Genomic DNA, 16,049 nt, shown 5'->3' with positions numbered 1-16,049 from the left:
ATCCTAAGTCTCGTGGGCTCGGAGATGTGTATAAGAGACAGCTTCGAGACGCGCTTCGCGCTCCTCAGGGTGACGGAAGAGATCTCCTCATGTGTCGCCAGTAGCTGCTCCGTTCATCCACTGCATGATCTCCGCATTGATCTCGCGCGGATAGGTGTGGCTGAGATCGTCGATCTCGCGATAGGTCACCTTGGCGCCGGCGGCCGCTAGCAGGCCTTGCGTCTGCCGCGCGGTCTGCACCGGAAACATCCAGTCGAGCCGGCCATGGGTGATGAAGATCGGCAAGCCGCGCAGCCGCTCCGCGTCGGCCATCTCCGCCATCAGCGGATGGAAGGTCGCCGCAACGGGCGCCAGATGCGTGAAGCGCGAGGCGCCGTCGAGCCCGCTCACATAGCTGAAGGTGCCGCCGTCGCTCATGCCGGTCAGCAGCATGCGCGTCTCGTCGATCTTCCAGCGCGCACGCACCTGGTCAAGGATGCGGTTGAGGTTTGGCGTGTCGGTGTCCTCGCCCATCAGCGCCCAGGTCTGGCCGGTCGCGGTCGGCGCCACCAGGATAGCGCCGCGGCTGCGCGCATCGCGCAGCCAGCTCCACAGGAAGCCGCGGCCGTTGCCGCTGCCGCCATGCAGCGCCATCACCAGCGGCCATGTGCGATCGGGCGTGTAGTATTCCGGCACGTACATCGAGAAGCCGCCGCGGCTGCCCGGCTCGTTGCGCTCATGGAAGATGCCGGTGTCGGCGTTGGGCTTGGCGGCGAGCTTCGCCTGCAGCTCGGTATTCTCGCGCAGATCGGGCGCGATGAAGAAACCGCTGACCGGCGGCAACTCGGTCAAGGGATAGAGCGCCTCCTGCGCCCGCGGCAGATAGCGCAGCGCGCGGAACACGCTGACCAGATCGCCTTCGCCGTTCTGCACGGCGCGCAGGCCCGCATAGCCTGACAGCGCCGGTTCGATCGCGGCTTCCAGCGCGGTCTTGATGTGCGCGAATTTCTCCGGCCAATCGGCAAGCCGCGGCCGCACCGCCTGCAAGGCCTCCTCGGGCTCGCCCGCGATCTGCATCACGCGATCGAAGTCCGGCGGGTTGAGGTTGCGGGCGACGAAGGACAGCGACTCCAGCGTCTGCAGCAGCGGCGGCAGCACGGCCACGATGTCGTCAACCACCGCCTCGCTCATCGTTGCTGTCCTTTGATGGTTAGAGCTTGAAGAGGAGAGCTTGATTCGTGGCCGCAGACGCACTGCAAGCGAGAACCGTTACATGGAAAGAGCCCCCACCCGCATTGCATCTGCGATGCAATGCGACCTCCCCCGCAAGCGGGAGAGGTGAAGAGAAAGGGATCGGTCCGAAGATCATCAATGCAGCCGCGGCGCCTTCAACAGCTTTATGCGGTCGATCGAGGTCAGCGTGACGTCGAAGGTGACGCCCTCGTGATAGATGGTCAGCGGCACGTCGACGCCGGCCGCGCCGAGCGACCAGAGCTTGCGGTAGAAGCCGGCCTGGCTCGTCACCTTGTCGCCGTCGACCGCGAGGATCACGTCGCCGGTCTTCAGTTCGGCGCGCGCCGCCGGTCCCTTGCTGGCGACGCCGACCACCACGAGGCGGTTGTCGATCTCGGTCGTGAACATGCCGAGCCACGGCCGCGCCGGCTTGTCGACCCGGCCGAACTTGCGCAAATCGTCCAGCACCGGATTGAGCAGATCGATCGGCACGATCATGTTGACATGCTCGGCGTGGCCCGAGCGCTCGCGTTCGAGCTGCAGCGAGCCGATGCCGATCAGCTCGCCGGCATTGTTGATCAGCCCGGTGCCGCCCCAGTTCGGATGCGACGGAGAGGTGAAGATCGCCTCGTCCAGCAGATACTCCCAGTAGCCGGCGAATTCCTGCTTCGCCGCGATCTGGCTTGCGACCGAGCGCGTGCGGCCGCCGGCGCCACCGAGCACCACATTGTCGCCGACCTGGGTCGCCGCCGACGAGCCGATCCGCAGCGGTGCGAGATCGAGTCGGCCGAGCGCCTGCACCAGGCCAAAGCCGGATTCGAAATCGAAGCCGAGCGCGTGGCCCTCGACCGCGCGGCCGTCGCCGAGATGCAGCCACACCGTGGCGGCTTCGGTGATCAGATAGCCGATCGTCAGCACCAGCCCGTCGTCGATCAGGACGCCATTGCCGGCGCGCTCGGTGCCGAGCGTCTCGGCGCTGAAAGCATCCGGCGGAATGATCGAGTGCAGCCCGACCACACTCATCAGCGCGCGATCGAGATCGTAGCGGTAATCTTCGGGACGAGGCTGAAAGGCCGCGGGCACTTTCCATTCGGTCGTGGAGGGCATCAAGGGATCTCCTGGCGTGCAGGGCGCTGGAACCTCAAGGTAGACCGAGGTTCTGCCGGCAGGGAAGATGGAATGATATACCTTGCAGAGCCGCCTGCACAGCTCATGTGGCGTGCAGACCTGTCCCTCGCAAGATAATTGAACCTATTCGGTTTTTGCCGCACGCGCCGGCATGATGCGGAAGGCACGGTTGTCCTTGATCCACGCGGCGCGCTCGTCGCGCAGCATGGTGCGGCGAACCTTTCCGGAATCGTCGCGCGGCGCGGTGGCGACGCGCTCGAAACTTTCCGGATGCTTGTAGCGGCTGAGCCGGTCCTTCAGGAAATCGCCCATGCCGTCGGCGATCGCTTGTGCATCGGCGCAGTCGGCGAGCTCGAGGATCGCATGCACGCGCTGGCCGAATTCCGGATCGGGCAGTCCGACCACGACGCAGGAGCGCACCTCGGGATGCTCGCTGACCGCGGCCTCGACCTCGGCCGGATAGATGTTGGCGCCGCCGCGCAGCACCATGTCGGCGAGCCGGTCGCCGAGATAGAGATAGCCCTCTTCGTCGAGCCGGCCGATATCGCCGAGCGATTCCCAGCCGTCCGGCCGCCGCTTCGGCGTTGCGCCGAGATAGTGATAGGTCGAGCCGGCGCCGTCATTGGGCAGGAAATAGATTTCGCCGGTCTCGCCGGGCGCGACGTCGTTGCCGTCCTCGCCGATGATGCGCAGCTTTGCGGTCTCGCCGATCTTGCCGACCGAGCCCTTGTGCGCCATCCATTCGGTGCCCGAGATCACGCAGGCGCCCTGCCGCTCGGTGCCGCCATAGAGCTCCCAGATCCGCTCGGGGCCGAGCCATTCGATCCATTTCTCCTTCAGCCAGGGTGGCATCGGAGCTGCCATGTGAAACACGATGTTCAGGCTGGAGACGTCGTAGCGGCTGCGCACCTCCTCGGGCAGCGCCCAGATCCGGTGCATCATGGTCGGCACGAAATTCACCCATTGCACGCGCTCGCGCTCGATCAGCCGCAGCGTCTCCTCGGCGTCGAACTTCACCATGCCGGTGACCCTTCCGCCCCCGAACAGCGCAAAGTGCGAGAGGATGAATGGCGCATTATGATAGAGCGGCCCTGGATTGAGCAGCGAGGTGTCGCGCGCAATGCCAAGCGTCGCCTCGGCCGTGGTTTCGATCACCGCGGGGTTGTGATCGAGGATCACCTTCGGCCGTCCGGTCGAGCCGCCGCTCGTCATCGCCTTCCAGTAGCGCGCGACCGGCGCATCGAGCGGCTCCCCGGAGAATCCATCCGGCACGAAATTCACCGGCAGCGAATTCGGCGCATTCCAGTCGGCCTCGCCGCCGACCACGAGCGACGGTTTCAGAATCTCGAGCACCGCAGCGGCCTCGCCGCGCGGCAGCCGCCATGACAGCGAGGTCGGCGTCGCGCCGCACTTCCACACCGCGAAGGTCGTCTCAAAGAACGCGTTGCTGTTGGGCAGCCCGATCGCGACGAAGTCGCCGGGCTTGACGCCCTTGGCGGCGAAGGCGCGCGCCCGTGCATTGGCGCGGCGCTCGAGCTCGAGCCAGGTCAACGCATCCGCGCCATGACTGATGGCGATCGCATCCGTGGGCTTGCGTTCGGCATACCAGCGCGGCACGTCGGCGAGGGGGATCAGCATGGGTCGTTTCCGTCGGAAAAGGCGGCTTGAAGCGCTCTTGTTGCAGGGATGTGGCCAAGGCCACAGCCGCCACTTCACCAAGAGTGCGGTCTCCGTGTCAAGCCGATGGCTGCCGACGCGGCCGGTATCCCGCTGATGGAATTGTAGAATCCCTGTTCGCTAAAAGCCCCGTCAAGATTCCGGTAAAGTTCAAGCGATCGCGCTAAGCCGGGCTTTACGGGGGGCCGGCATTGTGGCCGTTGCGGTTCTATGCCGGGCGCGTCGATCGACGTGCGCGGCATGCAATGTATTTCAAGGACGAATGCCTTCAAGGACCAATGGCTTCAAGGACGGCGACGATGGCGAGCAATGGAGCACGGATCAAGGTCAGTCGCGAGCCGCGGCGCCAGCTCAACAATCGTGCGGCCTGGATCACGGTCGGTGATGGCGCGACCGAGAGCGAATGCGCCGTGGTCGACATCTCGCCCGGCGGCGCCAAGATCACGACCGAGGTCGAGTTCGAGGTGAAGGACCGCCTCGCGCTGACGCTGCTCGCCGATCATGCCAAGCGCTATCCTTGCGAGGTGGTCTGGCGTCGCGGCAAGACCTACGGGCTCAGATTCGTGACCGCCGAAGTCGAGCCGGTTGAACCGGCCGCGGAGCCGGCCGGCGCGATCTAGCGCAGCGTTCATCAATCAATGTTCGAAGGGACGTCGGCGCAGACATCGCCGATCGCATCGGCTGCGCGTTCAATTGTTCACGCCAGAACGTCCCGCAAGCGTGGCTCACGTCATCGCCGCTGCGGGGTGTCGGCATTGCCGGTGGTGCCGGTCGGGCCTCCCGGAAGCGCCGGTGCGGCGCTGCCGCCGCCGGTGCCGGAGGACGGTGCGACGCGCTGGCCGGACTGGGTCGGGAGCGCAGTGCCGCCGACGCCGTTCGACGGCGCGGCGCGGTCGCCTGGCCTCGGCGGCAGCGGGGTGCCGCCGGTGTTCTGCGCGAGAAGCTGGGCTGGTGCGAGGATGAGGCCGGCGGCGATGATGATGGCGAATTTGGTCTTGAGCATGCGCAGGTCCGAGATGGCGCGGTGAGGCTGGGGCATACGCACAGCCGCGACGGAGACGAGATATCCGCCAAGCCCGCGAGATTGCGATACCAACATAACGCCAGCCGCATTTGATGCGTTCCCGGACGCCTCGCCAGGACGAAGCAAATATCCGTGTAATGAAGGGTCTCGACCGATCACGGCGACGCCTCGCCGGTCGTTGCGGATCTTTCGGCATGAAGTTTGGACATTCATGTCGCGAGAATGCGGATGTGTGACTCACGGACCGCGCCACACACTCAATGTCGTCCTGGCGAAAGCCAGGACCCATTACCCCAAATCTCAATTGTTGCGCGACGCTGGGGCCACGATCCCGTTCATCATCAAGTGCGGTGGCTATGGGTCCTGGCTTTCGCCAGGACGACGATCGTGTGTGTGGCATCCGCACCGTCATCGCCCGGCTCGCCGCCTCCGCATGCGCGGGTGACGACACCGCGCTGTTTGACATCTTGAATTGCAACCCATCCTCACCGTCGTCCTGGCGAAAGCCAGGACCCATTATCCCAAATCTCAATTGTTGCGCGACGCTGGAGCCGCGATCCCGTTCATCATCAAATGCGGTGGTTATGGGTCCTGGCTTTCGCCAGGACGACGAACGGATAGTGTCGTGTGCACGCAAACACAGTCGAACGCGGCAATGACGACTGGTTGGCCGGGCGCCGTCGTCCTAGCGTTCCGTCAGCTTCAGCTCGATGCGGCGGTTGCGCTTGTAGGCGTCTTCGGTCTGTGCGGTGTCGAGCGGTTGGAATTCGGCGAAGCCTGCGGCGACCAGACGCTGCGCCGGCACGCCGAGCGAGACCAGGTACTGCACCACCGAGATCGCGCGCGCCGAGGACAATTCCCAGTTCGACTTGAACAGCGGGCTGTTGATCGGCCGCACGTCGGTGTGGCCGTCGACGCGCAGCACCCAGGCGATCTCGGGCGGGATCTGCTTGTCGAGATCGATCAGCGCGCTCGCGACCGTTTCGAGCTCGGTCTTGCCCTCGGGCAGCAGCGTCGCCTGGCCGGTGTCGAAGAACACTTCCGACTGGAACACGAAGCGGTCGCCGACGACGCGGATATCGGGACGGTTGCCGAGGATCGCACGCAGCCGGCCGAAGAATTCCGAGCGGTATTTCGACAGTTCCTGTACCCGCTGCGCCAGCGCGACATTGAGGCGCTGGCCGAGATCGGCGATGCGGTTCTGCGATTCCTTGTCGCGTTTCTCGAAGGCGTCGAGCGCCTCTTCGAGCGCGGCGAGTTGGCGGCGCAGCGCGCTGATCTGCTGGTTCAGCAGCTCGATCTGCGCCAGCGCGCGCGACGATACGGCCTTCTCGGACTCCAGCGCCTTGTTGAGCTCGTTGGCGCGGCCCTGCGCGTCGCTGCCGGAACTCGCGAGCCCCTCATAGAGCCCCTTCATGCGGTCGCGCTCACCTTCCGCGGAAGCAAGCCCGGCGCGGAGCTGCGCCACCTGGTCGTCGAGCGTCAGCTTGGAGAGCTTCTCCAGCGACAACAGGTCGTTGAGCTGGGCGATCTTGGCGGTGAGCTGTTCCAGCGCCTTGTCCTTGCCGGTGACCTCCTGCGACAGGAAGAATTGCACGACGAGGAACACCGACAGCAGGAACACGATCGACAGCACCAGCGTCGACAATGCGTCGACAAAGCCGGGCCAGTAGTTGAAGCCGGATTCGCTGCGGCGCGAGCGGGCGAGGGCCATGGGTCTCTCCTTGGGCTTGCTCCCCGGCTAGCTCTTCTCTGGCTGGCGGGCGAGGCGTTCCAGCAGCCGCTTGATCTCGCGGTTCTGCTCGCCCTGGCCGTCGGCCCATTCCCGGATCATCTGCTGCTCGGTGCGCATATGCGCAACCAGCCCCTGGATCGCCTCGGCAAGATTGGCCATCGCGGCCGTGGTGCTGCGGCCGCCGCCGCCTTCCTCAAGCGCGGTGCGGAGCCGGTCGATCGCGCCCTGCATGTTACCGGAAACGCCGGCTTCATCGCCGGAAATGCCGCGCACGGTGCCGGCGAGCCAGTCCTCAAGGTCGGTGTAGAAGCGGTTCTGGGCCTGGCTCGACTGCAGGTCGAGGAAGCCGAGGATCAGCGAGCCGGCGAGGCCGAACAGCGAGGACGAGAACGAGATGCCCATGCCGCCGAGCGGCGCGGCGAGGCCCTCCTTCAGCGTATCGAACAGCGCGCCCGAGTCGCCGCCGACCTTGAGCCCGTCGATCACCTTGCCGACCGAGCCCACCGTCTCGATCAGGCCCCAGAACGTGCCGAGCAGGCCGAGGAACACCAACAGGCCGGTCATGTAACGCGAGATGTCGCGGGCTTCGTCGAGGCGGGTTGCAATCGAATCGAGCAGATGTCGCATGGTCTGCTGCGAGATCGACATCCGCCCCGAGCGTTCGCCGCCGAGGATCGCGGCCATCGGGGCAAGCAGCGTCGGGCGGCGCTCGATCGCAAGGCCGGGATCGGCGATGCGGAAATTGTTGACCCAGGCGACCTCGGGATAAAGCCGGATCACCTGGCGGAACGCCAGGATGATGCCGATCAGCAGCACCGCCCCGATCAGGGCGTTCAGCCCCGGATTGGCAAAGAAGGCGGTGACGATCTGCTTGTACAGCACGACCCCGACCAGGCCGCAGAGCACCAGGAACACCAGCATCCGCACCAGGAAGATCCGGGGCGAGGACAGCTTGCTCAATTCGATCTCCATGTCGGAGCGGGAAGGGGGCATTGCCGGGTCATCCGTTCGCGAAGGCCGCATCTTTCAGCAATATGGCACAGCGGCAAAGTGAGGAAAGCCGATTCCAAGGGCAGCAAACAGCACCTTGGGTTGGAATCTCGTGGGCCGTTGCCGCTTTGCACGGCTTTCCGACCGATCGGCGGATCGCCATCCACAGAGCTGCGCGTCCCGCTCGCGGATCGCGAGATGAGCTCGGTTTGCGCACCCTCGGATGAGGCGCGCGCGGCCCGCGGTGATTCGGTCCGATCGTCTCGATGTTGCGAGGTGCGGCATTCTGCGCAGGCAAAATGGCGGGGTTCCCGCTTACGCAGACCTTAACGCATTCCCACAGCCTGCGATGGAACCCGCTCACAATGCGGTGACAAGGTAAAAGATGCCGCGAAATCAGGGTGATAGCGTTCTGTGACATTGAGCCGCCGAAAAACGCATTGCGTCGCAGCAAGCAGATTTTATTTTCATCGCAGCAACACGAGCGGTGTCGCCGTGACACCGCCGTTCGTTTGTTCAAACCTTTCAGGGGCGATTATCTCAATGTCTGGACTTCGCGCGCAATCGGCATGCATTGCATTGATGCTGGCCGTGACGGCGCCACTGCTTGCAGGCTGCGACGAGCCGAACACCGCAACCGCCGCCGTACAAGTACCCGAGCCGGACGTCAGCGTCGTCACCGTGAAGCCGCAGGCGCGCGCGATGCTGCGCGAGCTGCCAGGCCGCATCGCGCCGACCCGTGTTTCCGAGGTCCGCCCGCGCGTCTCGGGCATCGTCGTCAACCGCATGTTCCATCAGGGCAGCGAGGTGAAGGTCGGCGATCCCCTGTACCAGATCGATCCGCGCCCATTCGAAGTCGAATTGCAGTCGACCGAGGCGGCGCTGGCGCGCGCCAAAGCCGTGCTCGAACAGGCCGCGCTGCAAGCCCGCCGTATCGCCACCTTGACCAGCCAGCGTGCGGCGCCGGAAGCCGAGAACGAAAAGGCGATCGCGACGCTGAAGCAGGCCGAAGCCGACGTGCAGGGCCGCGAGGCCGAAGTCGCGCGCGCCAAGCTCAATCTGGACTACGCCACGATCCGCGCCCCGATCGACGGCACCATCGGCGCTGCGCTGGTCAGCGAGGGCGCCCTCGTGGTGCAGAACGACGCCGCGAGCCTTGCGACCATCCAGCAGCTCGATCCGATCTACGCCGACTTCCAGCAGTCGGTGACCGAGATGAACCAGCTTCGCCGTGCCTTCGAGAGCGGCGATCTCGACCGTATCGCGCCCGACGCGATGAAGGTGCGGCTCGTGCTCGACGACGGCTCGATCTACCCGCTGCCGGGCAAGTTGCTGTTCTCCGACGCCAAGGTCGACGCCTATACCGGGCAGGTGACGTTGCGCGGCGAGTTCCCGAACCCGCATCGCATCCTGCTGCCGGGCATGTATGTGCGCGTGCTGATCGAACAGGGCATCGACAGCGATGCGATTGCCGTGCCGCAGCAGGCGATCCAGCGCAATGGCGGCGGCGGCAGCGAGGTGTTCGTCGTCAAGGCCGACAATCACGTCGCGGTGCAGCCGGTGCGCACCGGCTCGCTGCAGGGTGGTTCCTGGTTCGTGACCGACGGTCTGAAAGCCGGCGACAAGGTCGTCGTCGAGGGGTTCCAGAAATTCGCCGCCGGCGACAAGGTCCGGCCGCAAGCCTGGCGCGAGGTCGACGCAGCTGCAGCACCGACGGATCCGCACCAGACCGCGCACGCAGTGCGGTGATCCGGCATGCCTAGCTTCTTCATCGACAGGCCGATCTTCGCCTGGGTCGTCGCGCTGTTCATCTGTCTGATCGGCGCGATCTCGATTCCATTGCTCGCGGTCGCGCAATATCCGATCATCGCGCCGCCCTCGATCTCGATCTCGACCAACTATCCCGGCGCGTCGCCGGAGAACCTCTACAACAGCGTGACGCGGCTGATCGAGGAGGAGCTCAACGGCGCCGCCAACATCCTGAACTTCGAATCGACCTCCGATTCGCTCGGCCAGGTCGAAATCATCGCCAACTTCAAGCCGGGCACCGACACCAGCCAGGCTTCGGTCGAGGTGCAGAACCGCCTCAAGCGCGTCGAGGCGCGGCTGCCGCGCGCCGTGATCCAGCAGGGCATCCTGGTCGAGGAAGCCTCGTCCGCCGTGCTGCAGATCATCACGCTGAACTCGACCGACGGCTCGCTGGATGAAGTGGGCCTCGGCGACTTCATGATCCGCAACGTGCTGGGCGAGGTGCGCCGCATCCCCGGCGTCGGCCGCGCCACGCTGTATTCGACCGAGCGGTCCTTGCGGATCTGGATCGATCCGGCCAAGCTGGTCGGCTACGGCCTGTCCGCCGACGACGTCAACAAGGCGATCACGGCGCAGAACGCCCAGGTCGCCTCCGGCAGCATCGGCGCTGAGCCGAGCACCGATACCCAGAAGATTTCCGCGCAGGTGCTGGTGAAGGGCCAGCTGTCCTCGCCCGACGAGTTCGGCGCCATCATCCTGCGCGCCAACGCCGACGGCTCGACGGTCCGCCTGCGCGACGTCGCGCGGATCGAGATCGGCGGCCTGAGCTATCAGTTTAACACGCGCCTGGACGGCAAGCCGACCGCCGGCCTCTCGGTGCTGCTGTCGCCGAAGGGCAATGCGCTGGCGACCGCGAGCGCGGTCGAAGCCAAGATGAAGGAGCTGTCGCGCTTCTTCCCGGCCAATATCTCCTACGAAATCCCCTACAACATCACGCCCGTCGTGAAGGCCTCGATCGAGAAGGTCCTGATGACGCTGGTCGAGGCGGTGGTGCTGGTGTTCATCGTGATGTTCCTGTTTCTGCAGAACATCCGCTACACCATCATCCCGACCATCGTGGTTCCGGTGGCGCTGCTCGGCGCCTGCGCCACGCTGATGATCGCGGGCTTCTCGATCAACATGCTGACCATGTTCGGCATGGTGCTGGCGGTCGGCATCCTCGTCGACGACGCCATCGTCGTGGTCGAGAATGTTGAGCGCATCATGGCGGAGGAAGGCCTGCCGCCGAAGGAAGCCACCAAGAAGGCGATGTCGCAGATCACCGGCGCCATCATCGGCATCACGCTGGTGCTGATGGCGGTGTTCGTGCCGATGGCGTTCTTCCCCGGCTCGGTCGGCATCATCTACCGCCAGTTCTCGGTCACCATGGTGGCGGCGATCGCGTTCTCGGCGCTCCTCGCGCTGTCGCTGACGCCGGCGCTGTGCGCGACGCTGCTCAAGCCGGTCAAGAAGGGCCACGGCCATGCCAGCAAGGGCGTGTTCGGCTGGTTCAACCGCGTGCTCGACACCAGCCGCGCCGGCTATGTCAGCACGGTGCAGGCCGGGCTGAAGCGCACCGGCCGCCTGATGCTGATCTACCTCGTGCTGTTCCTCGGCGTCGCCTACGGCTTCGTGCGGTTGCCCGGCGGCTTCCTGCCCGTCGACGACCAGGGCTTCATCACGACCGACGTGCAGACGCCGTCGGAGTCGTCCTATGCCCGGACCGAAGCTGCGGTCGAGCAGGTCGAGAAATACCTCAAGGACCGCGCCGGCATCGAGAACGTCACGTTCCTCACCGGCTTCAGCTTCCTCGGCCAGGGCATGAACACCGCGCAGGCCTTCATCACGCTGAAGGACTGGTCGGAGCGCGGCCCGAAGGATTCGGCCGCCGCCATCGTCGCCGACATCAACCGCGACCTGTCGTCGATCCGCGACGCCAGGATCTCGGCGCTGCAGCCGCCGCCGATCGACAACCTCGGCAACTCCTCGGGCTTCTCGTTCCGCCTGCAGGACCGCGGCCAGAAGGGCTACTCGGCGCTGATCGCGGCGTCCGATCGCCTGATCGCGGAGGCCAATGCCAGCCCGATCCTGCAGAAGGTCTATGTCGAAGGCCTGCCGCCGGCTCCGCAGGTCAATCTGATGATCGACCGCGAGAAGGCGGGCGCGTTCGGCCTCACCTTCGAGGACATCAACAACACGATCTCGACCAATCTCGGCTCGAACTACATCAACGACTTCCCGAACCGCGGGCGCATGCAGCGTGTCATCGTGCAGGCCGACAAGACCAGCCGCATGAACGCGGACGACATCCTCAACTACAACGTCAAGAACAGCCGCGGCCAGCTGGTGCCGTTCTCGGCCTTCGCCACCATCGAGTGGACCAAGGGGCCGACGCAGATCGCGGGCTTCAACTATTATCCGGCGGTGCGCATCTCCGGCGAGGCGCGGCCCGGCTTCACCTCGGGCGATGCGATCGCCGAAATGGAGCGGCTCGCCGACAAGCTGCCGCGCGGCTTCGGCTATGAATGGACCGGCCAGTCGCTGCAGGAGAAGCTGTCGGGCTCGCAGGCGCCGTTCCTGCTCGCGCTGTCGGTGCTGGTGGTGTTCCTCTTGCTGGCCGCGCTCTATGAGAGCTGGACCATTCCGCTCGCGGTGCTGCTCACCATTCCGCTCGGCATTCTCGGCGCGGTGGTGGCGGCGACGATGCGCGGGCTCTCCAACGACGTCTATTTCACCGTCGGCCTGATCACCATCATCGGTCTTGCCGCCAAGGACGCGATCCTGATCATCGAGTTTGCCAAGGATCTGCGCGCGCAGGGCAAGCCGCTGGTCGAGGCGACCATCGAGGCGTGCAGCCTCAGATTCCGCCCGATCCTGATGACCGGCCTGGCCTTCGTCTGCGGCGTGCTGCCGATGGCGATCGCGACCGGCGCCGGCGGCGCCAGCCAGCAGGCGCTCGGCACGTCGGTGATGGGCGGCATGATCGCGGTGGTGATCCTCGCGCTGCTGCTGGTGCCGGTGTTCTTCGTCAGCGTGCAGCGCGTGCTGGCCGGCGACCGCGAGACGGCGCCGGAGCAGGGTGAGGCGTACGGACCGCCCGCGCCGGCGAGGATCGGTCACTGATATCAGGGACCGACGCCGGTCAGATCAGCGGCTTGCTTTCGCAGGCCGACCAATCCAGATTGCAGCTCTGGATTGAACGGGAAGCGTTTGGGCAACCCGGGGATTGAGGGCGTGCGATGCGGCCGAGCGATATTGCGATCTCGAATTATCGCTCGATCCGGCGGCTCTTCATGCCCATCCAGCCGCTGTCAGTCTTCGTCGGCGAGAACGGTGTCGGCAAATCCAATCTCTACAAGTCCCTGTCGCTGCTACGCGACGCGGCGACCGGCCGGATCACACGCACGATCTCCGACGAAGGCGGTTTGTATTCCGTCTTCTGGTCCGGCAATCGCAGACGCGGAGACGATGCGCGTCTGCGGTTGGCTGTGAGATTCGACCACGTCAGATATTCCATCGAGCTCGGATTCCCGAGCCCGATCGTGGCGGCATTTCCCGGTGAGCCGATGATCAAGTCCGAAACGATCGAGGCGACCCACGGCAAGAAAACTATACTGATGATGGAGCGCACCAACTCACTCGTCAGTGTCCGCGATGAGAACGGCACCTGGAGCCAGCACAAGGATGCGGTGCTGCCGTCGGAAACCGCGCTGGCCGGATTTTCGGATGGTAAGGGAAGTCCCGAGATCGACCTGATCCGAAATGCAATGCTGAGTTGGCGATTCTATCACGACTTCCGGACCGATCCGGCGTCGCCGATACGAAAGCCGTGTCTCGCGATCACGACACCTTCGCTGAGCGCCGATGGCCACGATCTGGCTGCCGTGTTGGCAACCCTGTTCACGATCAGGCAGGATGCCGGCGATCTGCAGGATGGACGCATTTCCGGGCGCCGAACTGCGGGCTTGGGAAAAAAATGGACTATGTGAATTCCAGTTGCAACTGGAGGACATGCCGCGTCCGTTCAAGGCGCACGAGCTATCCGATGGGACGCTGAAGTATATCTGCCTGCTCGCCGTGTTCATGGGCTATCGGCTGCCGCCATTCATCGCGCTAAACGAGCCCGAGACCAGCCTGCATCCATCGCTGCTGGCGCCATTGGCCCGGCTGATCGCCAAGGCGTCACGCCGCGCCGACATCTGGATCGTCACCCATTCGGAGCAGCTGATGGAGGCGTTGCGCAGCGAGAGCGCGGTCCCGCCGCGCCGGGTGATCAAGGCGAAGGGCGCCACCACCATCGAGGGCCTGACCGCCGGCGGTGAATTTCGTGACGGGCAGGACGACGATGATGAGGATGACGACGATTAAATCGCGCCGTCGCGTTACTGCCCGAGCGGCTTCAGGATCTTGATCAGTTCGCCGTGCACGAACTCGTTGCCACAGACGATATGGCCGGTCTGCAACGGGTCGTCATTGCCCTGGATGCCGGAGACGGTGCCGCCGGCCTCGCGGACCATCAGCAGGCCGGCCGCGACGTCCCAGGCCTGCAGATTGCGCTCCCAATAGCCGTCGAGCCGGCCGGCGGCGACGAAGGCGAGGTCGAGCGAGGCGGCGCCGAAGCGGCGGAAGCCCGCGACCTTGGTCTGCAGCGCGGCCATCTCCTGCAGCGCCAGCTGGTGATTGCCGCGGCCGATATGCGGCAGGCCGCAGGCCACCACGCATTCGTTGAGCTGGCGGCGGCCGGCGACGCGCAGCCGCTGGTCGTTGAGGAAGGCGCCCTTGCCGCGCTCGGCGATATAGAGCTCGTCATTGGCGGGATTGTAGATCACGCCCGCGATCACGGTGTCCTCGCGCTTCAGGCCGATCGAGATCGCGAATTGCGGGATGCCGTGCAGGAAGTTGGTGGTGCCGTCGAGCGGATCGACGATCCAGGTGTGGCTCTTGTCGCTGCCTTCGCGCTTGCCGCCTTCCTCGCCGAGGAAGCCGTAGCCGGGGCGGGCCTTTTCGAGGTCGGTGTAGAGCATCTCCTCGGCACGCTTGTCGGCGAGCGAGACGAAGTTCGCCGGCCCCTTCAGCGACACCTGGAGATGTTCGATCTCGCCGAGGTCGCGCTTGAGGCTGCGGCCGGCGCGGCGCGCGGCCTTGACCATGACATTGATGAGAGCGGAATAGAGCATGATGGAAGCTGGTGGCTTTCGAGCGTTGGAAATCGATCGGGCAGCGTGGGCAAGACCCTGCCCGTCATCCTGAGGAGCGCGGAACGCGCGTCTCGAAGGATCGGCGGCCCGGTCCGGGGCCGCGCATCCTTTCGAGGCTCGCTCCGCTCGCACCTCAGGATGACGGGAAACGGCCTGTGGCGCCCTGGGTTTCGGACTGGGTGCCCTCTGGAAGTGGCGCCGTCAAGGCGTCATTTGACGTTGTTTCCGATCCATTTTCGCGCGGCTGCCTCGGCCTTGGCGCGGTCTTCCGGGCTCATATCGGCGAGGATGTCGTCGAGATCGGGGTCGCCCTTGCCGGCGGTCTTGGCGACCGTGTGCCATTTCAGCGCCTCGACCTTGTCCACCGGGGCGCCGGCACCGGTCGCCAGCACATGGGCGAGGCGGTTCTGCGCGATCGCGCTGTTCTGCCGGGCCGCCTTGCGCAGCAGCGCCACCGCCGCCGGCACGTTCCGCGGCGTGCCCGAGCCGTTGTAGAGCGCGATGGCATATTCGACCTCGGCATCGACATTGTCGGCCAGCGAGGCGGCCTGCAGCAGCCGCGCCGCCTTCTCGAGGTCCTTCGGCACGCCGGTGCCTTCCTTGTAGAAGGTCGCGAGCGCGTATTGCGCCTCGGGGCTGCCGGCGTCGGCGGCCATGCGCAAGAGTTCGGCGGAGCGGCGGAGGTCCTGCGGCAGGGTCTGGCCGTCGAGATAGAGCAGCGCGAGATTATAGGCCGCCTTGGGCTCGCCGAGCTTGGCCGACGACGCCAGCAGTTTGACCGCGGCATCCTTGTCGACCGCGCCGCCGCGGCCCGCAATCTTCATCATGGCGAGCGCGAACATCGCCTCGCGGTCGCCGGCATCGGAGGCGCGCTTGTACCACTCGTCGGCCTTGACGTAGTCGCGCTTGACGCCGAGCCCGTTCGCATAGAGCTCGCCCAGCATCGTCATGGCCTTGGCATCGTTGTTGTTCTGCGCGCGCGCGGTCGCGAGATCGAACGCGGTCTTGTACATGCCGCGCTGATAGGCGCCGTAGACGAGGTCGACATTGGGATCGTCGACGGCCTGGGTCGGGGTCGGCGAGGGCGTCGGGGATGCGGTAGGCTTCGGCGTCGCGGAGGCGGCGGGCTTCGGCGTCGGCTTCTTCGCGACCGGCGAATGCACCTTCGGCTTCGGAGCCTCCTTCTTCGCGGGCGGCGGCGTCTGGGCCGGCGGCGTGATCGAGAGCTGCGCCATCGCGCCGCTCGCCAGCATCGTGCAGCCGAGCGCAACACCTATCGGACGCAGGCATTTCATTC

11 protein-coding genes and 1 pseudogene are annotated in these 16,049 nt (G+C 65.5%); 4 read left to right on the top strand and 8 right to left on the bottom strand.

Translation table 11 applies throughout. The features are described 5' to 3' along the window. Positions 1 to 87: 87 nt before the first annotated feature. The 3 genes from PMN64_RS04005 to PMN64_RS03995 all read right to left on the bottom strand — a co-directional run bounded on the left by PMN64_RS04005 (position 88) and on the right by PMN64_RS03995 (position 3,978). A complete protein-coding gene (locus PMN64_RS04005) occupies positions 88 to 1,170 on the bottom strand; it encodes a phospholipase (protein WP_411779800.1) in 1,083 nt (360 codons plus the stop codon). Positions 1,171 to 1,347: 177 nt separating this feature from the next. After that, positions 1,348 to 2,319, bottom strand: coding sequence for a S1C family serine protease (locus PMN64_RS04000; protein WP_411779799.1), 972 nt, complete (start codon positions 2,317 to 2,319; stop codon positions 1,348 to 1,350). Between the two features lie 144 nt (positions 2,320 to 2,463). After that, positions 2,464 to 3,978, bottom strand: coding sequence for an AMP-binding protein (locus PMN64_RS03995; protein ID WP_411779798.1), 1,515 nt, complete (start codon positions 3,976 to 3,978; stop codon positions 2,464 to 2,466). A 338-nt stretch (positions 3,979 to 4,316) separates the two neighbouring features. On the opposite strand from PMN64_RS03995, the gene PMN64_RS03990 reads away from it, so the two are divergent. Beyond that, the gene (locus PMN64_RS03990; RefSeq protein WP_411779797.1) at positions 4,317 to 4,637 is read left to right on the top strand and encodes a PilZ domain-containing protein; all 321 of its coding nucleotides are present in this window, start codon (positions 4,317 to 4,319) and stop codon (positions 4,635 to 4,637) included. A 110-nt stretch (positions 4,638 to 4,747) separates the two neighbouring features. On the opposite strand, the gene PMN64_RS03985 is transcribed toward PMN64_RS03990, so the two are convergent. The 3 genes from PMN64_RS03985 to PMN64_RS03975 all read right to left on the bottom strand — a co-directional run bounded on the left by PMN64_RS03985 (position 4,748) and on the right by PMN64_RS03975 (position 7,769). Continuing rightward, positions 4,748 to 5,020 carry a hypothetical protein gene (locus PMN64_RS03985; RefSeq protein WP_304498557.1) on the bottom strand — a complete coding sequence of 91 codons (273 nt, stop codon included), beginning with the start codon at positions 5,018 to 5,020 and terminating at the stop codon, positions 4,748 to 4,750. Positions 5,021 to 5,726: 706 nt separating this feature from the next. Further along, positions 5,727 to 6,755, bottom strand: a complete 1,029-nt coding sequence (locus PMN64_RS03980) for a peptidoglycan -binding protein (protein ID WP_411779796.1) — start codon at positions 6,753 to 6,755, stop codon at positions 5,727 to 5,729. Positions 6,756 to 6,782: 27 nt separating this feature from the next. Further along, positions 6,783 to 7,769: a hypothetical protein gene (locus PMN64_RS03975; protein WP_028342555.1), complete on the bottom strand. Its 987-nt coding sequence runs from the start codon at positions 7,767 to 7,769 to the stop codon at positions 6,783 to 6,785. A gap of 540 nt (positions 7,770 to 8,309) precedes the next feature. On the opposite strand from PMN64_RS03975, the gene PMN64_RS03970 reads away from it, so the two are divergent. From PMN64_RS03970 to PMN64_RS03960, 3 genes and pseudogenes are all read left to right on the top strand, one after another. Next, complete coding sequence (locus tag PMN64_RS03970) at positions 8,310 to 9,515, top strand: efflux RND transporter periplasmic adaptor subunit (RefSeq protein WP_411779795.1); 1,206 nt, start codon at positions 8,310 to 8,312, stop codon at positions 9,513 to 9,515. Between the two features lie 6 nt (positions 9,516 to 9,521). Beyond that, positions 9,522 to 12,677, top strand: a complete 3,156-nt coding sequence (locus tag PMN64_RS03965; RefSeq protein WP_411779794.1) for a multidrug efflux RND transporter permease subunit — start codon at positions 9,522 to 9,524, stop codon at positions 12,675 to 12,677. 116 nt (positions 12,678 to 12,793) lie between these two features. Beyond that, a pseudogene (locus tag PMN64_RS03960) lies at positions 12,794 to 13,922 on the top strand (AAA family ATPase). A gap of 14 nt (positions 13,923 to 13,936) precedes the next feature. On the opposite strand, the gene PMN64_RS03955 reads toward PMN64_RS03960, so the two are convergent. Together PMN64_RS03955 and PMN64_RS03950 are read right to left on the bottom strand one after the other, a co-directional pair. Continuing rightward, positions 13,937 to 14,731, bottom strand: coding sequence for an inositol monophosphatase family protein (locus tag PMN64_RS03955; RefSeq protein ID WP_092087995.1), 795 nt, complete (start codon positions 14,729 to 14,731; stop codon positions 13,937 to 13,939). Positions 14,732 to 14,961: 230 nt separating this feature from the next. After that, positions 14,962 to 16,047, bottom strand: a complete 1,086-nt coding sequence (locus PMN64_RS03950) for a tetratricopeptide repeat protein (RefSeq protein ID WP_411779793.1) — start codon at positions 16,045 to 16,047, stop codon at positions 14,962 to 14,964. Positions 16,048 to 16,049: the final 2 nt, after the last annotated feature.

Origin of the sequence: Bradyrhizobium sp. UFLA01-814, assembly GCF_046718885.1 — a bacterium.
Classification (GTDB): Bacteria; Pseudomonadota; Alphaproteobacteria; order Rhizobiales; family Xanthobacteraceae; genus Bradyrhizobium; species Bradyrhizobium elkanii.
The sequence above is the reverse complement of the archived record's forward strand: the minus strand, read 5'-3'. Positions and strand labels throughout refer to the sequence as shown.